The 23,118-nt window shown below is 71.5% G+C and carries 20 protein-coding genes; 16 read left to right on the top strand and 4 right to left on the bottom strand.

The genetic code is table 11. The features are described from left to right. Window positions 1-721: 721 nt before the first annotated feature. Window positions 722-1,717, bottom strand: coding sequence for an amidohydrolase family protein (locus ABT345_RS32010; protein ID WP_345092671.1), 996 nt, complete (start codon window positions 1,715-1,717; stop codon window positions 722-724). Between the two features lie 283 nt (window positions 1,718-2,000). Further along, complete coding sequence (locus ABT345_RS32005) at window positions 2,001-2,582, bottom strand: TetR/AcrR family transcriptional regulator (protein WP_345092669.1); 582 nt, start codon at window positions 2,580-2,582, stop codon at window positions 2,001-2,003. A 105-nt stretch (window positions 2,583-2,687) separates the two neighbouring features. On the opposite strand from ABT345_RS32005, the gene ABT345_RS32000 reads away from it, so the two are divergent. The 8 genes from ABT345_RS32000 to ABT345_RS31965 all read left to right on the top strand — a co-directional run bounded on the left by ABT345_RS32000 (window position 2,688) and on the right by ABT345_RS31965 (window position 6,941). Beyond that, window positions 2,688-2,894 carry a DUF1427 family protein gene (locus tag ABT345_RS32000; protein WP_345092666.1) on the top strand — a complete coding sequence of 69 codons (207 nt, stop codon included), beginning with the start codon at window positions 2,688-2,690 and terminating at the stop codon, window positions 2,892-2,894. Continuing rightward, a complete protein-coding gene (locus ABT345_RS31995) occupies window positions 2,891-3,181 on the top strand; it encodes a DUF1427 family protein (RefSeq protein ID WP_345092664.1) in 291 nt (96 codons plus the stop codon). Before ABT345_RS32000 ends, ABT345_RS31995 begins: the two co-directional genes overlap by 4 nt. An 8-nt stretch (window positions 3,182-3,189) precedes the next feature. Next, on the top strand, window positions 3,190-3,873 hold the full coding sequence (locus ABT345_RS31990; protein ID WP_345092661.1) for a DAPG hydrolase family protein: 684 nt from the start codon (window positions 3,190-3,192) through the stop codon (window positions 3,871-3,873). Between the two features lie 296 nt (window positions 3,874-4,169). Then, the gene (locus tag ABT345_RS31985) at window positions 4,170-4,928 is read left to right on the top strand and encodes an MBL fold metallo-hydrolase (RefSeq protein WP_345092658.1); all 759 of its coding nucleotides are present in this window, start codon (window positions 4,170-4,172) and stop codon (window positions 4,926-4,928) included. A 5-nt stretch (window positions 4,929-4,933) separates the two neighbouring features. Beyond that, entirely contained in the window at window positions 4,934-5,464 is a 531-nt protein-coding gene (locus tag ABT345_RS31980) for a carboxymuconolactone decarboxylase family protein (protein ID WP_345092656.1), read from the top strand. A 258-nt stretch (window positions 5,465-5,722) separates the two neighbouring features. After that, window positions 5,723-5,875 (top strand): DUF1427 family protein, encoded by a 153-nt coding sequence (locus tag ABT345_RS31975; RefSeq protein ID WP_345092653.1) that lies wholly within the window; start codon window positions 5,723-5,725, stop codon window positions 5,873-5,875. Continuing rightward, window positions 5,872-6,135: a DUF1427 family protein gene (locus ABT345_RS31970; RefSeq protein ID WP_345092649.1), complete on the top strand. Its 264-nt coding sequence runs from the start codon at window positions 5,872-5,874 to the stop codon at window positions 6,133-6,135. Before ABT345_RS31975 ends, ABT345_RS31970 begins: the two co-directional genes overlap by 4 nt. A gap of 11 nt (window positions 6,136-6,146) precedes the next feature. Further along, window positions 6,147-6,941 (top strand): DAPG hydrolase family protein, encoded by a 795-nt coding sequence (locus ABT345_RS31965; RefSeq protein ID WP_345092647.1) that lies wholly within the window; start codon window positions 6,147-6,149, stop codon window positions 6,939-6,941. Between the two features lie 146 nt (window positions 6,942-7,087). Here ABT345_RS31965 and ABT345_RS31960 read toward each other — a convergent pair whose 3' ends face one another. Then, window positions 7,088-7,549, bottom strand: a complete 462-nt coding sequence (locus ABT345_RS31960; RefSeq protein ID WP_345092644.1) for a pyridoxamine 5'-phosphate oxidase family protein — start codon at window positions 7,547-7,549, stop codon at window positions 7,088-7,090. A gap of 565 nt (window positions 7,550-8,114) precedes the next feature. On the opposite strand from ABT345_RS31960, the gene ABT345_RS31955 reads away from it, so the two are divergent. Together ABT345_RS31955 and ABT345_RS31950 are read left to right on the top strand one after the other, a co-directional pair. Then, complete coding sequence (locus ABT345_RS31955) at window positions 8,115-9,332, top strand: cytochrome P450 (protein WP_345092641.1); 1,218 nt, start codon at window positions 8,115-8,117, stop codon at window positions 9,330-9,332. Between the two features lie 430 nt (window positions 9,333-9,762). Then, window positions 9,763-10,728 carry an alpha/beta hydrolase fold domain-containing protein gene (locus ABT345_RS31950; RefSeq protein WP_345092638.1) on the top strand — a complete coding sequence of 322 codons (966 nt, stop codon included), beginning with the start codon at window positions 9,763-9,765 and terminating at the stop codon, window positions 10,726-10,728. Between the two features lie 257 nt (window positions 10,729-10,985). On the opposite strand, the gene ABT345_RS31945 is transcribed toward ABT345_RS31950, so the two are convergent. Continuing rightward, window positions 10,986-11,459, bottom strand: coding sequence for a nuclear transport factor 2 family protein (locus ABT345_RS31945; protein WP_345092635.1), 474 nt, complete (start codon window positions 11,457-11,459; stop codon window positions 10,986-10,988). Between the two features lie 1,088 nt (window positions 11,460-12,547). Here ABT345_RS31945 and ABT345_RS31940 point away from each other — a divergent pair. The 6 genes from ABT345_RS31940 to ABT345_RS31915 are packed head-to-tail and all read left to right on the top strand — an operon-like array spanning window position 12,548 to window position 23,101. After that, window positions 12,548-12,832, top strand: coding sequence for a phosphopantetheine-binding protein (locus ABT345_RS31940; protein ID WP_345092632.1), 285 nt, complete (start codon window positions 12,548-12,550; stop codon window positions 12,830-12,832). A gap of 8 nt (window positions 12,833-12,840) precedes the next feature. Beyond that, window positions 12,841-16,116: a non-ribosomal peptide synthetase gene (locus ABT345_RS31935; RefSeq protein WP_345092630.1), complete on the top strand. Its 3,276-nt coding sequence runs from the start codon at window positions 12,841-12,843 to the stop codon at window positions 16,114-16,116. Then, window positions 16,113-18,806: a type I polyketide synthase gene (locus ABT345_RS31930; protein WP_345092626.1), complete on the top strand. Its 2,694-nt coding sequence runs from the start codon at window positions 16,113-16,115 to the stop codon at window positions 18,804-18,806. The genes ABT345_RS31935 and ABT345_RS31930 overlap by 4 nt, the downstream gene beginning before the upstream one ends. Further along, window positions 18,803-22,084 carry a non-ribosomal peptide synthetase gene (locus tag ABT345_RS31925; RefSeq protein ID WP_345092623.1) on the top strand — a complete coding sequence of 1,094 codons (3,282 nt, stop codon included), beginning with the start codon at window positions 18,803-18,805 and terminating at the stop codon, window positions 22,082-22,084. The genes ABT345_RS31930 and ABT345_RS31925 overlap by 4 nt, the downstream gene beginning before the upstream one ends. Continuing rightward, window positions 22,081-22,917 (top strand): thioesterase II family protein, encoded by an 837-nt coding sequence (locus tag ABT345_RS31920; RefSeq protein ID WP_345092620.1) that lies wholly within the window; start codon window positions 22,081-22,083, stop codon window positions 22,915-22,917. The genes ABT345_RS31925 and ABT345_RS31920 overlap by 4 nt, the downstream gene beginning before the upstream one ends. Further along, window positions 22,910-23,101 carry an MbtH family protein gene (locus ABT345_RS31915; protein WP_345092617.1) on the top strand — a complete coding sequence of 64 codons (192 nt, stop codon included), beginning with the start codon at window positions 22,910-22,912 and terminating at the stop codon, window positions 23,099-23,101. Before ABT345_RS31920 ends, ABT345_RS31915 begins: the two co-directional genes overlap by 8 nt. The last annotated feature ends 17 nt before the right edge of the window (window positions 23,102-23,118 follow it).

Genomic DNA, 23,118 nt, shown 5'->3' with positions numbered 1-23,118 from the left:
GGGGGTGGCTGTGAGTCCGGTGATGGTTACCGTCCGTCCGTCGGGGTGTGGTGTTCCGCCGCGCGGGACGGGCGCCTGTGGCGTCCCGGGGGGGGCGGAGCGGCCTGCCGCCCTCCCGGATGACGTACTCCCGCTGCTCCTCGGCAATTCGCGTGCTGCCCGGCTCACCACCCGGGCGGACATGCTGCGGCTGCGGACCCTCGATGCCTGCCGGGCGCCGGCCGCTCGCACCTACGCGGTGGACGGAACCTTGGTGCTCGAAGTCATCGGCAAGGCAGGCCTGGCCGCCGGCCCCTACCGGGGTCGCCCCGGTACCGGGTGCACCGGGGCGACCCCGACAGCGCGGCGAGGAGGGGACCTCCCTGCACGATTGCCTGTGGTGTCCTCGGGCGTCGAGCGGAGCCGAGAGCTTGGGGGAGTGCGTGCCAGGCGTCACGAGGCAGACGGGCCGTCGCGATGGCGGGACGGGGCTCCGGCGAGACGGGCCTGGCGGCGGGCCTCGGCGAAACCGGTACGGGCGGCACGCCGCTGGGCGCGAGACGCCCTGCGGGGGACGAACAGGTGCGAGGTGCTGGCACAGGAGCGGGGACGGGGAAGGGGGCGGGGGCGTAGGTATTTCTCCGGTTCCCCCCCCAGTAGCGACCGGCGTGTCGCCGTGCGACGCGCCACGGTCCAGCCGGCGGGGGCGGGATGACCCCGCACCGTGGACGCGGTCGGCGGTCTACGCGAAACCGAAGAGGCGCCGGGCGTTGTCCCGGCCGATCTTGGTCCGGTCGTTCTCGGCGATGAGGGCGTTGTCGAACCACTCCGTCGCTTCGTCCATGTACTCGTAGGGATAGTCGACGGAGAACATCACCCGGTCGGAGCCGACCTCGCTGATCGTGTCGAGCAGCCCCTTGGTGTGGAAGTGGCCGCTGGTGGTGAGGCAGAAGTTCTCGCCGAAGTACTCGCTGACGGTGCGGCGGGCTGCGCCCTGGCCGGTGCCGTGACGTTGCAGGTACAGCCGGTGTTCCAACCGGGGGAGCAACAGGGGCAGGCCCTCGCCCAGGTGACCGAGGATGATCTGCAGGTCGGGATGCTCGTCGAAGAGTCCGCTGAGCATGAGGCGGACGGCGTGCGTGGCGGTCTCGTGGGCGAAGCCCCACGCGGACCCGACCAGTGCGTCGTACCCCTGGTACAGCCGCTGCTGACCCGGCAACGGCTCTCTTGGGTGCAGATAGACGGGAACGCCCAGGGAGGCGACCCGCTCCCAGAAGGGCCGCACCGGATCCTCGTCGAGATACTGGCCCTTCTCGCTGCTGCCGACGTTCGTGTAGCCGTTGATCAGCGCGCCGACCATGCCCAGGTCGGTGACGGCGCGCTCCAGTTCGTCGGCCGCCGCCCGAGGGTCCTGTACGGGGACAGCGGCGAACGCCGAGAACCGGTCCGGGGCGCGGGACACGTACGTCTCGGCGATGTAGTCGTTCTGCTCGCGGGCTGCCTTGACGGCCTCGGCGGGGTCGAGAACGGACTGGATGCCGGGCGAGGTCAGCGACAGGATCGTGCGCTCGATGCCGTTCTTGTCCATGTCGCGCAGGCGGTCGTCGACTTCCAGGAGCCGCTTCTCGATCCATGCCATCCACTCGGCACCGTTGCGGCTCGCTTCTCCGGCCGAGTCCCAATGAGCATTGTTCGCGGGAGTGGACACATGCTCTTCCAGCGCGATCTTCCGTTCCATGGCTGCTCCTTCGAAGAGTTCGGCCGCACGTCGTTACGTTCGCGGGACAGGGCGAGGCGTACTCCGCGGGTCACCGAGGCCGGAAGGCCGGGCATTTCGCCTTTCAGGGCAGGCGGGGAATCGAGTCAGCCAGGTGGGTGCGAGCGTCTTTCGTCGACGCTATACCCATGCATAAGGGGTGAAATCGATCAACACGGCCGACGACCCTCGCCGTGCTGTCCATAGCTGCGTGGACCTCCTTGGTCGCGCGCCCCGGTCACCGGGGCCGGGCCTCGGCCGTTGATCAGGCGTCCTGGCCGAGGTAGGCGGTGACCAGTTTCGGGATGTCGTCGGCCAGCCTGTCCCAGGGCAGGGCGACTGCCTCCTCCAGGTCGGGCGAGGTGGCGACGCGCCACTCCAGGAGGGACTGCACGGCGCGCAGGGCGAGGAGGATGTGGCCGCGCGTGAGGTGCGGGGGCCGGCCCGGAAGCTCCATGAAGACGGCGCACCGCTCCTGCGCCAGCTGGTCGAGGCGCTGCTGAGCGGCTTCCCGCAGTGCGGGGATGGCAGCCGCGTGCACGACGAACTCGCGGACGAGGCAGGCGTGGTCGCGGAACAGGGTGGCCAGTTGTTCCGCGTACAGGGAGACGGCGCGGACGAAGTCCGGCTGCTGCGCCGCGGCGGGCAGGAACTGCTCCCGCTGGGCCCGGGCGACCTCGTCGAGCCAGCGCTGCTGGGCCGAGACGAGCAGGTCCGTCTTGTCGGCGAAGCGCTGGTAGACGGTGCCCACGGCCACGCCGGCCCGCTTGGCCACCGCGGTGAGGGTGAATCCGGCGATGCCTTCCTCCGCGATCAGCTGCTGGGCGGCTTCCAGAATCCGTTCCATCGCCGCTTGGCTGCGTTTTTGCCGAGGAGGGGCGGGGCGCGTGGTCATGAGTCCATCCTCACACACCGGCGTAAATGAATGTGTATTCATGTTCATGTTACGGTGATGGGACCAGACGGTGGCTGTGACGGGGCCACCCGCTCGAACCAGGAGGTCGCGGTGCTCACCTATGCCGCTGTCGCCGGAGCCGGTCTTGTCGTCGGCGCGATGTACGCGCTGCTGCGCGTACGCTCGCCCGCTCCTCCGCTGATCGCTCTGACCGGACTGGCGGGAATGCTGATCGGCTACGGAATTTCGGGAGCCCCGACATGACCGGCTTCCGCGCCACAGCCCGGCGCTACGCCGTGTCCCTCGGCGCGGGAATCGCCGCCGGACTGCTGTACGGGCTCATGGGCGTGCGCTCACCGGCCCCGCCGTGGCCGGCGCTGCTCGGCCTGCTCGCCATCGTGGCGGCCGAGAGCGCGGTGCGCGGTCTGCTGACGCGGATGCGCTCCGCACGTACCCGGCCGCGACCCCACCCCGGTACCGACCACGCGAGCCGCGGGACGCCGACTGAACCGGCCGCCCGCTCCGACCTTGCGATGACACACGGAAAGTGAGAACAGAAATGCCTTTCACCGGCCTTGACACCCTGCTCGACCCGACGCCGCTACCGCTGGAGACCGGCTTCGAACGTGATGCGGACGGAGTCCTCCACATCGCTTGCCGGACCGACCTGCACGGCGTCAGCGGTGAGATGTTCGAGTGGTGGTTCCGCTCCCGTCCCCTCACCCAGCAGTACATCTGGTGGCACCCGATCGACCACGTCGCCAGCAACTGGACCGAAGGGACCGAGGGAGAGCTGCCCGGCTCGATTCACCTCGCCGAGGAGCGCTTCGGGCAGCTGCCCGCGCAGCAGGTCGCCATCCAATTCCGTGACCCGGAGGAATTCTTCACCCCCGCCGCCTACCGGCAGGCACGCGGCGAGGGCCGGATCACCGGCGCGGTCTGCGGACGCATCGGCATGGGCTTCGACGCCGAACGCGACGAGGACGGACGGGTCCTGGGCAACCGGCTCCTGCACCTGTGCCGCGACACGCCCTGGGGCAGCGCCCTGCGCAGCAACTTCTACTTCGGCGTGGACCTCGTCGGCGAGCTGACGCCGCAGCAGATGGCCGAGACCTTCACGGACGAGTTCGGCCGCGAAGTGCTGCGGCACTGCTACAACGAGTTCACCTTCCTGTCGCGGTTCCTCCCCTCCCTCTACGCGGGCGAGCACCGCGACACCCTCCCGGTCCCCGAACCCTGGTGACCCTTCCCCGGAGCTCCGGTGAAGTCCTCCGGAGACGGTCCGGCACGCGCTGTCTCCGGGGGTTCGCCGTTGTCGCCGGTCGTGTGCCGCACGTCGGCGACCGGCCCGGCGGGCACCGGTCGCGGATCGCCGGGCGCCGTACGACGATGGTGATTGTCGCGCCTTGTGCCTCGCCGGTCGGCGTCACGTCCCGCACCGAGCGCCGGCCGGTGACGGCCCGCAGGGGCCGCACGGCATCGGCAAGGCGACGCCAGCCTCCAGGCGTCCACCCGCACCCACACCGCGAAAGGAATGCCATGAGTGAGGCTGCCGAGAACGTGTTCTGTTTCGGCGGAACCGATGTCAACTGGATCATCCTCCGTGAGGGCACGGATCTGACGCTGATCGACGGTGGATGGCCGGGCGACGTCCCGGCGGTGGAGGAATCCATCCGCTCGATCGGCCAGAAGCCCGAAGACGTCCGCGCGATCCTGCTGACCCACGCACACATCGACCACATGGGAGCGGTCGAGGACTTCCACCGCCGCTTCGCGACCCCCGTCTACGCCGACCCGATCGAAGTCCACCACGCACGCCGCGAATACCTCGAACAGGCCGGCGCCGACGACGTGGACAAGGGCCCGATGCCGCAGACGCAGGAGTGGTGGGAGAAGGTGCAGAAGGTCGGCGCGACCAAGGAACTGAAGATCGACGACGTCAGGCCCGTCGGCGCCGGACCGCTCGACATCCCGGGACGGCCGATCGCGGTGCCCACCCACGGCCACACCTCCGGTCACGCCGCCTTCCACCTGCCGGACTCCCGCGCCGTGATCACCGGAGACGCCCTGCTCACCGCGCATCCGACCTCGCTGTTCGACGGACCACAGCTGTGCCCCTGGTTCTTCGCCCATTCGCTGCAGGACGCGCTGGCGGCACTGGACGCCCTGGAAGTCCTCGACGCCGACGTCATCCTTCCCGGCCACGGCGACCCCCTGCGCAGGGACATCGCGGAAGCCGTCGGCATCGCCCGCCGGCACGCACACGACAGCGGCTACGACCCGTCACGGAAGGCATGAACCCCATGGCACGCATCGACCTCCCCGACCCCGCCACGATGCCGGACGCGGACCGCGCCGCATACGACCGATTCCCGGCGAACCTGACCCGCGGGCTGCTGCGCACGACAGCCGAGATCGCCGACGGCTACCTCTCCCTGGGCACGGCCTTCCCACGGTCCCCCCTGGACCCGAAACTCCGCGAGATGGTCATCCTCCGGGTGGGCGCACTCAGCCACAGCGCCTACGAGCGGATGCAGCACATCGGCATCGCCCGGTCCGTCGGTGTCACCGATGCCGAAGTCACCGCACTGGAAGCCGGCCGCTTCGACGAGTTGACCGAGAAACAGGCGGCCGTCCTGCGGTTCGTCGACGAGTTGTACGCCACCCCGAATGCCACCGCCACCTTCGATGAGGCCATCAAGGCGCTGGGCGAACAGGGAGTGGCCACGGTCACCCTCCTCGTGGGCCACTACATGATGACCGCACGGTTCCTCGAAACCCTCGGCATCGAACTCGACGCCGAACCCACGAGCTGGGAATCGGCCCGCACGTAGGCACCCGACCGGGGCCGCGGCCTCGTGGAAGAAGCCGCCCCCGTCACTCCGTCACCCGTACCGGCATGCGCCTGGACCGGCCCTTGAAGAGACTGTCCGAGCAAAGGGTGCTTGAAGAGACCTTCCGAGCAGGGGGTGGGGGCCGGGGAGAGTTTCCCTTTGCGACTGTTTCTCCTTTGTAGCTGTTTCTCCTTTACGGCTGGTCGGTCCATCCGTATCGCCGGTGGTGCACGGCGGCCTGATCGCAGGAGGTGAAGGGTGCTCGCGTATGCCAAAGCGCTGGGTGCCGGAATCGGCCTCGGAATCATGTACGCGCTGATCAGGGTGGACTCACCGGCACCCCCTCCGGTCGCCCTGACCGGACTGGCCGGCATGCTGATCGGCTTCGGCCTTCTCGAAGCCGTCGCATGAGCCGCACCATCGTCCGCTACGCGCTGTCCCTCGGCGCCGGGATCCTCGCCGGATTCCTGTGCCGGCTCATGGGCGTGCCCACTCCGGCCCCGCCGTGGATCGCGCTGGTCGGACTGCTCGGCATCTTCCTCGGCGAATCCGGAGGACGAACGCTTCTCACCCGGCTGCGCCGCCGCTCCGCCCCGTCGTCCGACGCGCCCGCTCCGGACGGCGGCGAGTCCGCCCGCCGCGCCAACGGCCGAAAGAACAGAAGGGCATAGCCATGCTTCCCGTGACCTACTATCCGGTCGCCACCCAGGAACTGTTCCGGCACAACAGTGAACGGATCAAGGGCAAGCCGTACGCCCAGTACTTCAACGGCGACCTGTGGCTTCACGACGACGTGATGCCCTTCATCCAGCGCCCCATGCCCTCCGACGCGGCCCTCACCACCTCGCCCGAGGACCTCAACACCCTGCTGGACGCCGGATACCACAAGGTCGAGACCGGCTTCTGCGTGACCGACGACGGCCACCCGTACGTCACCAGCCTCACCCGCTTCCCCGGCTGCACACCGGAGATGTTCACCTGGTGGTTCTGGTGGCATTCCGTCGAGCCCGAGCGCTACTCCCTCTGGTATCCCTACAACCACCAGCAGGCCATCCCCCGCGACCAGGACGTCCTCACCCGGCCCGGTGTCGCCGACGTCGACCGCTACCTCGGCAACACCCACGACATCATCGAGTACATCGGCCCCCTGCGCTCGGAACTCACCATCCAGTTCCGCCACCCCACCGAACTGGGCTTCGACGCCGACCGCTTCGCCCGGTCGGACGTCAGCGCCCATGCGTGCGGCAAGCTCAGCATCAACAACGGCCTCATGCTTCACCTCGTCCGTACCACGGCCGACGGTTTCGAACTGCGCAGCCGCTACATCTTCGACCGCGGCAAGACCTACAGCACCGCCGAGGAACGCGCCGAGGCACTCGGCTTCGCCTACGAGATGCTCCTGCACGACCAGACCGAATTCACCCACCTGTCCACCTTCCTGGCCTCCATCCACCAGGAATTCGGCACCCGGGGATGAGCCGCCCGGGGGCACCCGGGCGGCGCCGAAAGAGGAACGTGCCGTTGCCACGCGATACGGCGAAATCGCGGTCCGCCACGAGGTGACCGTCCTCGTCGCGCCCCTCAACGAACGGCTGTGACCGGCGCATTCACACCGCGCCCGGGCTACTCCAGCCACGCCCCATCGCGCATCACCACCCTGCCGCGAAGTTCCGGTACTCCGCGCCAGGCGCGCACTGTCTGCGGCGCGACGCACACGTACAGGAAGGGGGTCTCTTCCGTACGCGGATCCCAGCCGAACTTTCCCGCGAACGCGTCTGCGGCATCATGTGGCACTTCCCGCGCGGGATAGCACTTCGCCTCTCCTTGCAGCAGCACCACGTCGAAGGAATCCGGTAGCGCCAGCCGTACGCGCGGTTCCTTCTGCACATTGCGCGCGGTCGCGGAATTCGCGCCGGTACACATCCACACTGCCTGCCCGTCCCACAGAAACCACAAGGGCACCTGATGCGGACCGTGGTCGGGGTGGGCCGTCGACACCCATATGTCGCGCTCCGAGCCGAGCCGCTCCAGGGTGTCCCGCCTGCGCTCCGCCGTCGTGCGGCGAATGATCTCCGTAGCCTGCATGGGCGCCGACCTTAGCCAGCAGGCTCACCGCGCGCATGAGGCGCAGGCCCTAAGCCCAGAGGCGGACCATCACCAAGGCGCCCGACGGCGTCGGGCGCAGACGGGAGCCGTCGGGCGGTGTTAGCATGCACGCGTGATCATTGAGGTTGACAGACTGTAGCCGCTTCGAAGGCGGCGTTCCGGGTGCATGTTCGCCAGATGTGGTGAGTGTGCTGCACCGCGTTTTCCGGCGCGGGGTCGCTTCCGTGTGTGCTGTCACCTCTTTCCTTGGGCCGTGAGTGTGATCTCCGGCCCTCTCGTGGCGACCGTTTCCTTCCCTCTGCGCCGTGCGCGTCTGCGGTCTTCTCGTGGAATGTGACGGGCTGTCGCTTCGTGCGGTGCCGTGGGCGTTGTCCCGGCCTTCGAATCTTCGAATCTGTTGTTTCGTGCGGGCTGCCCCGGTCGGCTTCGGCTGCCGGAGGTGATCGTGCCTGCTCGCCTGCTGCGACCCACCGCGCCGCAGGGGCCGGCGTTGGTCTCGTAGCCGGCCGCTTCCCGTCACTTTTTGACATGAGGAGAGACACCGGTGTCACGTCACACGCATTCCGGCTTCCCCTTCGACCGCGCTCCTGGCTGCCCTTTCGACCCACCGCCGCTCTACGCCGCTCTGCGCGCGCAGGCGCCGCTCGTGCGGGTCCGGATCTGGGACGGGCAGACGCCCTGGCTTGTCACGCGGTACGAGGATCAGCGGGCCGTGCTGGCCGATCCGCGTTTCAGCGCCGATCCGAGCAGGCCCGGATTTCCTTCGCCGACCGAAGGGTTCAAGGACCGGAGCGGTCAGGAGGCGCAGGCGCTGAGCATGCAGGACGATCCGGAGCATGCCCGTCAACGCCGCATGCTCACCGGGAGTTTCACGGTCCGGCAGGTCGCCGCGATGGCTCCTCGGCTGGTGCAGATCATCGACGATCTGCTGGACCGGATGGAGGCCGCCGGGCCGCCGGCCGACCTGGTCGAAGCCTTCGCGCTGCCGATGCCTTCCCTGGTCATCAGCGAACTGCTCGGCGTCCCACGGCAGGATCACGCCCTTTTCCAGCGGTCGGCCGGCACGTTGATCTCCCGGGAAAGCAGCGTGCAGGAGTTCACCGCCGCTCGCGGCGAACTCGCCGGATTTCTCGGTGATCTGATCCGGCGCAAGGACGACGATCCGGGTGACGATCTGCTCAGTTCCCTGGTCGTCACGCGTATGCGCACCGGTGAACTCACCCCCGAACTCCTCGTCGAGACGGCGATGACGCTGCTGGTCGCGGGGCATGAGACCACCGCCAATCAGCTCGCCCTCGGGACGTTGGTGCTGCTGCGTCATCCCGAGCAGCTTGCCGTCGTCCGGGACAGTGACGACCCCGCCCAGGTGGCGTCGGCGGTCGAGGAACTGCTGCGTTACCTGTCCATCACGCAGAACGGGCTCTCCCGGGTCGCCACCGAAGACGTCGAGATCGCAGGACACATGATTCGCGCGGGTGAGGGAGTGCTGGTGCCGAACGCGGCCGGGAACCGTGATGCGGCTGCCTTCCGCGAGCCCGACCGGTTCGACATCGGCAGGCCCGATGTGCGCGGACACCTCGCATTCGGCTACGGCATCCACCAGTGCCTGGGACAGAACCTGGCACGTAAGGAACTCCAGCTCGCCTACCCCGCGTTGCTACGCCGCTTCCCCGAGCTGCGCACCACCCTGCCCGACCAGGACATCCGCTTCAAGCACGACATGATCGCTTACGGCGTGCATGAACTGCCTGTCAGCTGGTGAGCGGGGCTTCTCGCGGTCCGCGAGGCCTGCGATCTGTGTGATCCCCCGCTGCCCGCGTGCTCCGAACTGCGTGTATTTCGCTGCCTGGGCGCTACCGCCCACGTCCTTCCTGCCGCCTGAACGCTCCCACCGGCGCGCTGGGCTCTGCCGCCCGCGTGGCCGAGGCGTGCCGCCGTGCGGCCCACATCTGTCCAAAGAGGAATTCATGAACGCCCGCCCTGTGCCGGACGACGATCCGCAACAGCCCCCTACGACTCCACCACCCGCCACCGGCCCGGCAGCCTCAGCAGCGTCGACCGGTTCGACGGGCTGCACGGCTTCGACGACCTCCGGCGCTCCTGTGACCCCTGCATCTCCCGGGGCATCCGGGACTTCGGCGGACCCGGGGGCTCAGGGGGGTGCGGCGAATCCGGCTGCCCGGCCCGCTCCCGTGCCGTTCGACCCAGAGGCAGCACTCGTCCTGGGCCGGCTGGGTGATCTGCGCGGTGCCGAGCCATCGTCACCAGCGGACGTACCACGGTGGCGTGCGCAGCTCGCCGAGGCCGCCCCCGATCCCGGACTGGAGGAACTGCGCGACGGCGGAAAGTTCGAGGTGGCCGAGCGTGCGGCGCCAGGACCGGGCGGAGCGCCGGACGTCCCCCTGCTGATCGCCCGCCCGGCAGGACTGCCCGACGGCGCGCCCGTCGTCTACCACCTGCACGGCGGCGGCATGATCGGCGGGACCGGCCGCACCGGTGTGCCCGGCATCCTGCACGAATGGGCCGCGCCCCTCGGGACCATCGTGGTCAGCGCCGACTACCGCCTGGCCCCCGAGCACCCCTACCCGGCAGGCGTCGAGGACTGCTACGCGGGCCTGGTGTGGGTGGCCCGGCATGCCACGGAGATCGGCGGAGACCCGGGGCGGATCGTGGTGGCGGGCGGCAGCGCGGGCGGAGGGCTGGCTGCGGCCGTTGCGCTCATGGCGCGAGACCGGGGCGGGCCCCATCTCGTCGGCCAGTTGGCCATGTGCCCCATGCTCGACGACCGCAACAACACGTTCTCCGCCCAGCAGATGGCCGGCCGCGGCGTGTGGGACCAGCGGGCCAACGAGGTCGGCTGGGCATCACTGCTCGGCGACGCCCACGGAACCGAACGGGTTCCGCCGTACGCGGCGACCGCTCGCGCCACGGACCTGTCCGGCCTGCCACCGGCTTACATCGACGCCGGTGCCGCCGAAACCTACCGCGACGAAAGCATCGCCTACGCCCATCGCATCTGGCAGGCCGGAGGCGATGCGGAACTTCACGTCTGGTCAGGCGGGTTCCACGGCTTCGATCAGATGGCCCCTGACACCGCGGTCGCCCGCGAGGCCCGTGAGACCCGCGTCCGCTGGCTGCGCCGCATCCTCAGCCGGTGAGCCTGCGCCGGGCGAACCTGCGCCGTGGCCGGTGAACCCGCACCGTATGCCTACGCTGTGTTGTCCCTCGGCTCGTGGCCTGATGCTCTCCGGATGACTGATCGTTCGGGGTGAGGTTGGCGGTCGGCGAAGGCGTATGAGGCGCGGAGGCGTATGAGGCGCGGTGATGACGCGAAGCCATGGCCCCGGTCGGCGTATGGCCGCCGGGGCCGTTGGCCGGCGCACCGTGTCAGACGTCTGACGCTGTCTGACGGCATCTACCGTGGCGCGGCAGTCTGTCGCAAGTGGCGGCTCACGTCGCCGACCAGGCGGATGTCGACGTGCCGTTCGGTGAAACGCCACCGGCCATCGCGACACCCGAAACGATCACGGTACCGGCCGGCCGCAATGGGCTGCAGCGGCAGGTCGGGCAGAGCCTGCAGCACCGTGACACAGGAACGTGCCGACGCCGTGCCGGTCCCTTGCTCGACGTCGATGACGACGTTGGAGATGACGTGCTGGGTCCGCGGTGTGCCATCGGCGTGGATGATCACGGTGTCGTGGAACATCTTCGCGATCGCCTCCCGACCACTCACCGGTCCGCCGCTGCCGACGAACGTGGCATCTGCGAGCAGGAGACCAAGCCCCGCAAAATCACCGTCGTCCACAAGCTCCGCATACCGCGCAAGCAGACTCTCAACCGCTCGGTAGCTCGATGCCGGATCGGTGGGTGTGGCGGAGGGCGAGGGCACGGTCTGTCTCCTGGTACGAGGGCGTCGTTGGCGTCTGCTGCCCGTGATGGCGACCAGGCAGCGGGCGCGCCGAAGCGGCGATAGGGCGTTATGGCGATCCGGCGATCCGGCGATACGGCGACCATTCTGCGTCTGCAGGCACAACTGCTCGCGATTGCACCGCCGTTCAGAGGTCAACCGACCCGCTAAGCCTGCATGCGGATGAGGCTACTGGTGTCCCTCGTTGCAAACCACCGGTGCGAAGGCCCACGGGCACATCCCGCCTGATCACCTGGCCTGTACGGGCGAATGGCGCTCGGTGGAAGCCGTCATGGTTGCTGTACTCCGCTGCTGTACCGCAAGATCCCGAGCGGGGTGACTGTGGACCGCGACGTACTCATTCGACTGCTGGCTGGGGGCGCTGAGGCCATGACCGCGGCGCGCGACGCGCTGCTGGCAGGTGGCACCTGCACACTCTGGGAGGGGGTAATGCCCGCGGGCACCCTCGCCCAGGTCTACGAACGCCGCCTTCGAAGAACTCGCCGGATCGGCCAAGAGACGTTGGGGCTGGAGCAAGCGGTGCAGCGTCTCCGTCAGTACGAAGGAGCCGTTCGACTCGGCCGCGTCGACGCTTCCGTCGGCCCATGGGCCTTCATGCTCTTCCTCGACCCGGAGGGCCGGTCCGTTATCGCGTGCACTGGTGTCAGGCAGCGGAAAGGCTGACCTCCGGGTTGCACGTTCGGTTGGGCCTCCGAAGCGTCGGCCCATGGCTCGCCCCTGGCGCCGTGTAGGGATACCTCCGCTCGCGTGGAGTCGACTTTCCGGACTCGCCCCGGCCCGGGGCGTCGGCTGATCGGGGCGCCTCCGTTTGCGCGGAGTGGTCCGCAGCTTTCCGATGTCGGCCTTCGCCGTCTGCGGTTCATCTCCGGGCGTGCGTCCGCCGCAGGCGCCACCCGTGCCGCTGCCCGACAGTGCAGTGGGCATTTCCCCTTCGGGCGTGAGGGTGGGAACTGGCCGGTGCGGCTTACATCTTGTGGGGCGGACAGAGGTTTCACGCATCACGGCGGGAAACCGTCGCATCCTTCACAGCCGGAAGGGGGCTTGTGGCCATGGTTTCCAAGTCCGGGCCAGCGGATCAGATCTCGGGCGAGGACGTGCGGCGCGCGATCGGTGAGATCTGGAGACAGGTGCTGCGCGTCGAGAAGCTGGGCGACCGCGACAACTTCTTCGAACTGGGCGGTCATTCGCTGACGGCCTCGCAGATCATCTCCCGCATCGAGCGGTCGCTGCACGTCGAGGTCCCGATGGGCGAGTTCTTCGAGCGGCCCACCGTCGAGCAGCTCACGGAGTTCGTCCTGCGGTGTCGCGGATACGAGGGAAGTGCGCAGGCGTGAGCACGGGCATGAGCGCGGACACGGCCCTCTCCTCGGCCCAGCAACGACTGTGGTTTCTGTGGCAGTTGCGGCCCGACGGCAATGAGTACAACGTGCCCAGGGCCACCCGGCTGCGCGGCGAGCTGGACAGCGACGCCCTGCGCCGGGCTCTCGACCGGCTGGTGGCGCGGCACGACGCGCTGCGCGCCTCCTTCCCGACCGTGGCCGGTGCGCCGGTGCTGCGGATCGCCGCCGAGGCGAATGTGCCGCTGCCGCTGACCGATCTGAGCGCGCTGCCCACGGCCGAGCGGGACGCGGCGCTCGACGAGGCGGTGGCCCGCGCCGCCCTGGCGCCGTTCGACCTGGTGCACGGCCCGGTGCTGCGCGCGGAACTGATCCGTCTGGCCCGGGACGACCACGCGCTGGTCCTCACCTTCCACCACATCGCCGTCGACGGCTGGTCCATGGGCATCATCGACCGCGAACTGGCCGTCCTGTACGCGGCCATGGCGTCCGGCGGCGGCGACCCGCTGCCCGCGCCGGCACGCTCGTACCGCGACTGCGTCGCCGCCGAGCAACGGCTCCTGGCGGGGCCCCGCCGCCACGAGGCACTGGACCACTGGCGCGCCGAACTCGCCGGCGCACCGCTCGAACTGGCCCTGCCGACCGACCGGCCGCACCCCGCGGCACCGAGCTTCGCGGGGGACAGCCGTGTCTTCCCCGTCCCGCCCGAACTGGCGGAACGCGTCGACGCCGTCGCCGCCGGTCACCGCGTCACCCGCTTCATCACCCTGCTCAGCGGCTACGCGGCCCTGCTCTCCCGGATGACCTCCGCGCCCGACCTGGTCATCGGCGTACCGGTCAGCGGCCGTACGGAGATGGAGGTCGAGGGCACCGTCGGGCTGTTCGTCAACATGATGCCGGTGCGCATCCGCTGCGCCGCGGACACCACCTTCGGCGCGCTCCTGCACCAGGTGCGCGACACCGTCCTCGCCGGGCACGAATTTCAGGACCTGCCCTTCCAGCTGCTGGTCGAGGAGGTGCAGCCGGACCGCTCGACCGCCCGCCACCCGCTGTTCCAGACGGTGGTCACCTACGAGGACCTGCCCGCCGACGGCACCGCGCTGCCCGGTCTCGACGCGTCGCCGCTGCCGATCCCGACGCGGACGGCCAAGTACGAACTGGCCCTGCATCTGGCGGGCAACCGGCAGCGCACCGAGGCATGGGTGGGCTACCGGACGGACGTCTTCGACGGCCGCAGCGCCGAGCTGATCGGCGACCGCTACCTCCGCCTGCTGTCCGCGGCCCTCGACGATCCGGACACCCCGGTGTCGCGGCTGCCCGTACTCGGGTCCGAGGAGGAGCGGATGCTGCTCACCGACTGGGCCGGAGCCCCGGAGCGGGCGGCACGGCACGCCGGGCGGGAGCGGGTCGACCAGCTCGTCGAGCGGCAGGCGCGGGCCCACCCGGACGCCGTGGCGGTACGGAGCGACGACGGCACCTTGACCTATGCCGAACTGGACCACGCGGCCGACCGGATCGCGGCCGGGCTGCGCGCGGCGGGCGCGGGACCGGGAACCCTCGTGGCGACCTGCCTGCCGCGCGGCGCGGACCTGGTCACCGCGCAGCTCGGCGTCCTCAAGAGCGGCGCGGCCTATCTGTCGCTCGACCCCGCACATCCCGCGCCCCGGCTGACCGCCCTCCTCGCCGAGGCGCGTCCGCTGCTGGCGCTGACCGGCCCGGAGCACCGCGCGGGCCTGGAGTACGGGCGGGTGGAGACCCTCCACTCCCTGCGGGATGCGGCGGACGCACCGAACGGCCCGCCCGCCGCACCCGCCGGCCTGGATGATCTCGCCTATGTGATGTACACCTCCGGATCGACAGGACGGCCCAAGGGCGTACTGGTCGAACACCACGCGCTGGCGAACCTGGTGGCCTGGCACCGCGCGGAGTTCGGCATCGGACCGGGCGACCGCTGCACCCTCATCGCCGCCCCCGGATTCGACGCGTCCGTCTGGGAGACCTGGTCGGCCCTGACCGCCGGCGCCACCGTGGAAGTGCCCGCGGCCGAGACCGTCCTGTCGCCGTCCGAGCTGCGCTCCTGGCTCACCGAACGGCGGATCACCAGCGCCTTCCTGCCCACGCCTCTCCTGGAGCGCATGCTCCAGGAGCCCTGGCCCGCCGCGTCGGCCCTGCGGTCCGTGCTGACCGGCGGCGACCGGCTGCACGGAACGGGCCGGCACCCGCTGCCCTTCCGGCTGGTCAACAACTACGGCCCCACGGAGAACACCGTCGTCGCCACCTCGGGCACGGTCCCGGCCGACGGCGGCGAGCGCGACACCCTGCCCGGCATCGGGCGGCCGATCGCGGGTGCCGAGGCGTATGTGCTGGATGCGGAGTTGCGGCCGGTGCCGGTGGGGGTGCCCGGTGAGCTGTACCTGGGCGGGGAGGGGCTGGCACGGGGGTACCTGGACCAGCCCGCGCTGACCGCGGACCGGTTCGTGCCCCACCCGTTCAGCAGGGCGCCCGGCGCGCGGCTGTACCGCACGGGCGATCTGGTGCGCCGGCGGACGGACGGGAGCCTGGATTTCCTGGGCCGTAACGACCATCAGGTCAAGATCCGGGGTATCCGGGTGGAGCCGGGTGAGATCGAGAACGTGCTGCGCGCCCACCCCGGCGTCCGCGACGCCGTCGTGGCGGCCGTGAGTCCGGACGGCACCGCGGAGCCCGAACTCACCGCCTATCTGGTGCCCGCCGACGCGTCCGGCGCCCCCGACCTCGCCGCGCTCCACGACCACATGACCCGGCACCTGCCCCGCCATATGCACCCGCGCCGCTATCTCCTCCTGCCCTCGGTGCGGCTCACCGCCAACGGCAAGGTCGATCGCACGGCGCTCGCCGAGGGCGCCCGGGAACTCGCCCCGCCGCCCGCCACCGCCCACCGGCGCGCCAGGACACCACTGGAGCGGCTGATCAGCGACGTCTGGGCGGGGGCGCTCGGCCACGAGTCCTTCGGGACGGACGACAACTTCTTCGACGCGGGCGGCCATTCGCTGCTGCTGGCGTCGGTCCGCGACCGGCTCACCGCCGAACTGGGCACCCCGGTGCGGATCGCCGACCTCTACGCGTACCCGACCATCGCCACCCTCGCCCGTCAGCTGTCCGGCGCCCCGGGCAGCACCGCCGAGGAACGGCCCGCGGGCCGCAGCGGCGGGGACGGCGGCGCCGAACGCCGCCGGCGCGGCGCCGCCCGGCTGACGGCGATGCGGGCGCGGACCTCTCACGGAAGGGCTGAACGACAGTGACCGCCGAGCACATCAACGAGCACGTCGAGGCGGCGGGCGTCGCATGCGACGACGAGGCCGACGACACCCTCATCGCCGTCGTCGGCATGGCCTGCCGCTACCCCGGAGCCGTGACCCCGGAGGAGTTCTGGCGCAACGTGGCGACCGGCGTCGACGGCGTACGGACCCTGACCGCGGACGAGTTGCGGGAGTGGGGCCAGGACCCGGAGCAGTGCTCCGATCCGCGCTATGTCCGCGAGCACGGTGTCGTCGAGGACATCGGCGACTTCGACGCCGCGTTCTTCGGGCTCTCGGAACGCGACGCCGATCTGCTCAATCCGCAGCACCGGATCTTCCTGGAATGCGCCTGGGAAGCGCTGGAACGGGCGGGATACGACCCGCTCGCGGTCCCGGGCACCACCGGGCTGTACGCGGGCGCCGGACGCAACGGCTACGCCGCGGTGATACGGGGCAGGGCCGACCGCTTCCCCGGCGTGGACGACCTCACCCTCAGCCTCGCCAACGACCCCGAGCACCTGTGCACCCGGGTGTCGTACGCCCTCGGCCTGACCGGACCGAGCGTGGCGGTCATGACCGCGTGCTCGACCTCGCTGGTCGCGGTGCACACGGCGAGCCTGGCGCTGCTGGCCGGTGAGTGCGACACGGCACTGGCGGGCGGGGTCACGCTGCGGGCGCCCCGGTCCGGATACCGGCACCGGGAGGGCGGGACCATGTCACCGGACGGGCGCTGCCGGACCTTCTCCGAGGACGCGCGGGGCATCGTGGCCGGGGACGGCGCCGGGATCGTCGTCCTGCGCCGGCTGCGGGACGCGATCGAGGACGGCGACCACATCCACGCGGTGATCCGCGGCTCGGCCGTGAACAACGACGGCCACGACCGCGCCGGTTACACGGCCCCCGGCGTCCGCGGCCAGGCGGAGGTCATCCGCCTGGCGCACCTCGCGGCCGGGGTGTCCCCGGATGACATCTCGTACATCGAGGCACACGGCACGGGCACGCCGGTCGGCGACCCCATCGAGGTGACCGCGCTGGCCCAGGCGTTCGACGCGGACGGCACCGGCGGGCGCACCACGCGGGACACCGGCGCCGAAGAGCCCGTGGCCCTGGGCTCGGTCAAGACGAACATCGGGCACACCGACACCGCCGCCGGAGTCGCGGGCCTCATCAAGACCGTCCTGGCGCTGGAGGACCGCACGCTCCCGGCCACCTTGCACTTCACCGGGCCGAACCCGCGGATCGACTTCGCGGCCACGCCCTTCGGCGTCACCACCCGGACCCGCAAATGGGAGACCAGCAGGCTGCCGCGGCGGGCCGGGGTCAGCTCCTTCGGGATCGGCGGCACCAACGCGCACGTGGTGCTGGAGGAGGCGCCCGACGCCGTACCGGCCGCGCTGCCGCCCGCCCCCGCCGAGCAGCTCCTGGTCCTCTCGGCCCGCACACCCACGGCCCTGGACACGATGGCCGGGCGGCTCGCCGAGCATCTGCGCGGGCACCCGGAACTGCCGCTGGACGCCGTCGCCCGGACCCTCCAGCGGGGACGGCACGCGTTCGGCCACCGCCGTCACCTGGTCTGCGCCGACCGCGCCCAGGCACTCGCGGCGCTCGCGGCACCGGCGGACACGTCCATATGGCCGGAGGGCGAGCCGGACGGGATACCGGCCGTCCTCGCGTTCGCGGGAGCCGGCGCGTGGGAGACCGGCTCCGTCCGCCGGCTGTACGCGTCCTACCCTGCCTTCCGGGACGCTGCCGACGCCTGCTGCCGGGCGACGGCCGCGCCTCTCGGCCGGGACGTCCAGCGGCTGCTGACCACGGACGAGGCGGTGGCCGGTCCGGAGCCGGAGCGGGTGGCGCGCTTCACCGTCGCCTACGCGCTGGCCCGCACGCTCATGGACTGGGGGGTGGCTCCCGCATCCGTCACGGGGCGGGGGCAGGGCGCCCTGGTGGCCGCGAGCGTCGCCGGGGCGCTGCCGCTCGCCGACGCGCTGCGGATCGCCGACGCGGCGGCGCGGGGCGCACAGCCGCTGCGGGACGCGGTCCGGGCGGCCGCCTGGCGCAGCCCCGAGACGCCCTGGACCCATGCCGGCACCGGCGCACCGGTGAGCCTGGACGAGGCGGCCGACCCGGGCTTTTGGACGGAGCTTGCGGAGCACACACCGCCGCGGCCGGCCGACGCTCCTGCCCTGCCGGCGGGAGCCGATCGGCTGGTGCTGGAGATCGGGCCGGGGCGGACCGCCGACGCCCGCGCCGCGCTGCTCGACGCCGTGGGCCGGGCATGGTGCGGCGGCGCGACGATCGACTGGGACCGCCTGCACACCGGGCCGGACCGAAGCCGGGTGCCGCTGCCCACCTACCCCTTCGAGCGGCGGACCCATCTGGTGCGGCCCCGGCCCGCACCCGAGACGGCCCGCGCCCCGGAAACCGCCAGCGCCCCGGCGGAGACGGAACCGCCGGGGCCGGGCGCGCCCGAGCCGGTCGAGCAGGCCCTCCTCGCCCTCTTCCGGCAGGTGCTCGGCACACCCGAGGACCTCACCGACCCGGACTTCTTCGAGCACGGCGGGGACTCCCTCGCCGCCGTCGAGCTGCTCGCCCTCATCGAGGAGCGGTTCGGGGTGGGGATGTCGCTCGACGACGTCTTCGACCACCCGACGGTCAGCGACCTGGCCCGCGTCATCGAAGGGAGCCTCACATGACGGACCTGACAGCTCCCGCGACCGGACCCGCCGGCACGGCGGACGCGCACCCGTCCCACCCGGCTTCCTTCGCCCAGCGGCGCCTGTGGTTCCTGGACCAGCTCGACCCGGGCAACGCCGCCTACAACCTGGTGGCCGCCCTCCGACTGCGCGGACCCCTGGACACCGAGGCACTGCGCTGGTCCCTGAACCGCGTCGTTGACCGGCACGAGGCGCTGCGCACGGTCTTCCGGGCCGACGGCGAAGGCGAGCCCCGGCAGCATGTGACGCCCCGCCGCCCCCTCGCCCTCCCGGTCACCGACCTGACGCCGCAGCCGCCGGAAGAGCGTGACGAGCGGGCCCGGACGCTCATCGAGACGGAGACCGGGCGGGCCTTCGACCTCGCCACGGGCCCCCTCATCAAGGCCCAGGTGGTGCGCCTGGACCAGCGGGAGCACGTGCTCGCCGTCGTCTGCCACCACACCGTGTGCGACGGCTGGTCCATGGACCGGCTCTTCGCGGAGCTGTCCGAGCTGTACGCGGCGCGCACCGCCGGGCGCGCCCCGGCCCTGGAGCCGCTGCCCCTGCAGTTCGGGGAGTACGCGGCCCGGCAGCGCGGCGAACTCGCGGGCGCCGAGGCCCAGGCCGCGCTCACCCACTGGCGGACCCGGCTGCACGGGGCGCCGACGCTCCTTGAGCTGCCCACCAGCTTTCCCCGCCCCGCCGTTCAGGGCTTCGACGGCGCGACGCACACCGTGCCGCTGAGCCCCGGGACCTGGCAGGCGGTACGGGCCGCCGCGGCGCGGCACAAGGCCACGCCGTTCATGCTGCTGCTGTCGGTGTTCGCCCTCCAGCTCTCCCGCCTGTCGGGCGCCGACGACCTGGTCATCGGCAGCCCGAGCGCCGGGCGGGCCCGGCCCGAACTCGCCCCCTTGATCGGCATGTTCGTCAACACCTTGCCGCTGCGCATCGACCTGTCCGGCGAGGTGACGTTCGAGGAGTTGCTGCGCCGGGTGCGCCGCAGCGCCCTGGACGCCTTCCCCCGGCAGGACGTACCGCTGGAGCGGATCGTCACGGAGCTGGGCCCCGAGCGAGCGCGCAGCCACGACCCGCTGTTCCAGGCGATGTTCGCGCTCCAGCAGCCGCTGTCCGCGCCCGAACTGGCCGGGCTGGCGACGGACATCTTCCCGGTGAGCCCGCGGACGACCTTCACGGACCTCTGGCTGGAGATCCGGCCCCACGCGGCCGGCCCGGACGGCCCGGGCGGCGCGGACTGCTGCTTCCGCTACCGCACGGAACTCTTCGACGCGGAGACGGTGGGCCGCCTGGCGCGGCAGTACCAGCACCTGCTGCGCACCGCGCTGGACGCCCCCGGGACCCGGCTGTCGCGGTTCTCGCTCACGGACGGCCAGGAGACGGCCCGGCTGCTGCGCCAGGGGAACCGGAGCGCACAGGCACACCCGTGGGACGGCCCGGTGCACGAGGCGATCGACCGGCAGGCGCGGCGTACGCCCCGGGCCACCGCCGTGGTCTTCGCGGACGAGCGGCTCAGCTACGCGCAACTCGCGTGCCGGACAAGCCAGTTGGCATGGCACCTGGCCGCACACGGCGCCGCGGCGGACACCCCCGTCGCGGTCTGCCTGCCCCGCGGCACCGGCCTGGTCACCTCGGCCTTGGCCGTCATGGCGAGCGGCAGCGCGTATCTGCCGCTGTCGCCCGAGGACCCGCCGGCCCGGCTGGTGCGGATGCTCCGCGCGGCGGGCGCCGCCCACATCCTCACCACGCAGGAGCTGGCTCCCGTCCTCGCCGACGCGGGCGTGCCCGTCACGGCCGTGGACACCTTTCCCTGGGAGGAAGGCGGGTGGCCGGACCGGCCCATGGCCCCCGGCCGGGCCGGCCCCGACCACCTCGCGTACGTCATCCACACCTCCGGATCCACCGGAGCCCCGAAGGCGGTGGGCGTCCCGCACCGCGGACTGGCCAACCGCATCCACGGCATCCAGGACACCCACGGTCTGGACGCCACGGACCGCGTCCTGCACAAGACTCCCGTCACCTTCGACGTCTCCCTGTGGGAGCTGCTGTGGCCGCTGACGGTGGGGGCCACGCTCGTCGTGGCGGCGCCGGGCGGCCACCGGGACCCGACCTACCTCGTCGAGCTGATCGAACGCGAGCAAGTCACCACCGTGCACTTCGTGCCGCCGCTGCTCGCCGCCTTCCTCGAAGAGCCCGGGCTGCACCGCTGTGCGTCGCTGCGCCGGGTGCTCTGCAGCGGCCAGGAGCTGCCCCGCGCCACCCGCGACCGCTGCCTGGAGCGCCTGCCCGCCCGGCTGTTCAACGCGTACGGGCCCACCGAGGCGTCGATCGAGGTGACCGAGGAGGAGTACGCGCCGAAGGCCGCCGGGGGAGGGGCGCCCGATCCTCGGGTCTCCATCGGGCGGCCGATCGCGGGTGCCGAGGTGTATGTGCTGGATGCGGAGTTGCGGCCGGTGCCGGTGGGGGTGCCCGGTGAGCTGTACCTGGGCGGGGTGGCGTTGGCCCGGGGGTATCTGGGTCAGCCGGCGCTGACGGCGGACCGGTTCGTGCCGCATCCGTTCAGCCGGACGCCCGGTGCGCGGCTGTACCGCACGGGCGATCTCGTGCGCTGGCGGGCCGACGCGGGTCTGGATTTCCTGGGCCGTAACGACCATCAGGTCAAGATCCGGGGTATCCGGGTGGAGCCGGGTGAGATCGAGAACGTGCTGCGCGCCCACCCCGGCGTCCGCGACGCCGTCGTGGTCGCCACCCGCCCGGACGGCGCCACGGGGGCAGGGCTCACCGCGTATCTCGTGCCGTTCGAAACCGACGGACCGCGGCCGGCGCCGGACGCCGACGCCCTCGTCGCCGCGGTGGACGGCCGGCTGCGCGCCTCGCTGCCCGGGTTCATGGTCCCGTCGCGGACCGTCGTGCTGCCCCGCCTCCCGCTCAACGCGAGCGGCAAGGTCGACCGCGCCGCCCTGCCCGAGCCCGCCGCCCCCGCGCCGGCCCCGGCGACCGTCCGCGTGGCACCCGCGGACCACGTCGAAGGCACGCTCGCACGCATCTGGTCCCAGGTGCTCGACCGGCCGGGGACCGATGTCACCGAGGACTTCTTCGCCCTCGGCGGGGACTCCCTCAAGAGCATCCAACTGGTGCACCGGGCGCGGGAGGCCGGACTGTCCCTGCGCGTCGGCGACATCTTCCACCACCCCACCGTCCGCGACCTCGCGGCCCATGTGCGGCGCACGGCCGCCCCCGCCGAGCCCCGGGAGGACCGGTGAAGAGCCCCTGGCTGCTGCGCTTCCCGCCGCGCCCCGACGCCCGGGTGCGCCTGGTGTGCCTGCCGGGGGCGGGCAGCGCGGCGTCCATGTACCACCCGTGGTCGGCGCTGCTCCCCGAGGAGGTGGAGATCTGCGCCGTCCAGCTGCCGGGCCGCGGCGGGCGGTTGCGGGAAGCCGCGTTCCGCCGGATGGAACCGCTGGCCGACGCCCTGACCGAGGTGTTGCGCGCCGAGTGCGACCGCCCCGTGGTCCTCTTCGGCCACAGCCTCGGCGCCCTGATCGCGTACGAGGTGGCCGCGCGGCTGCGGGAGCTGCCGGACACCTCGGTGGCCGCGCTGATCGTCGCGGCGCACAAGGCGCCCCATCTGGGCAGCGCGGAGGTGTCCGGCCACGATCTGCCGGACGAGGAACTGCTGGCCTTTCTCGACCGGTTGGGCGGCACGCCCGCGGGGGTGCTGGCCCGGCCGGACATCCGGCGGCTGGCACTTCCCGCCCTGCGGGCCGACTTCGAGCTGGACTTCACCTACGCGCATCGCGAACGGCCCCCGCTGGACATCCCCCTCAGCGCGTTCGGCGGCACGGACGACGCCCTGGTGCCGGAATCCGAACTCGTCGCCTGGGGCCGGCACACGGCGCGTGCCTTCCGGGCGTGGCACCTGCCCGGCGGCCATTTCTTCCTCACCGGTCCGCACGGCGCCGACATGCTCACCCGGATGCGTGCCCAGCTGCTCACCCTCGCCCGGCCCGGCCTGCCGGACCACGGCACACCCCGCACCGGAATCCCCCGCACCGGAACCGTTCACACAGGAGAGGACCGAGTTGCCCATGTTTGAGGACGATGAGGACCGCCGGTACACAGTGGTCCGCAATCACGAGGACCAGTACTCCGTCTGGCCGGCGGACCGCCCCGCCCCGGCCGGCTGGGAATCCGTGGGCGTCACGGGCCCCAAGTCCGTATGCCTGTCCCACATCGATACGGCGTGGACCGACCTGCGCCCCCTGAGCCTGCGTTCCTGACGAGGAAGAGATCCCAC

The organism is Streptomyces sp. NPDC000404, assembly GCF_040300365.1.
In the GTDB taxonomy this organism is placed as follows: domain Bacteria; phylum Actinomycetota; class Actinomycetes; order Streptomycetales; family Streptomycetaceae; genus Streptomyces; species Streptomyces ramulosus.
This window is presented reverse-complemented; position numbering and strand designations above follow the sequence as displayed.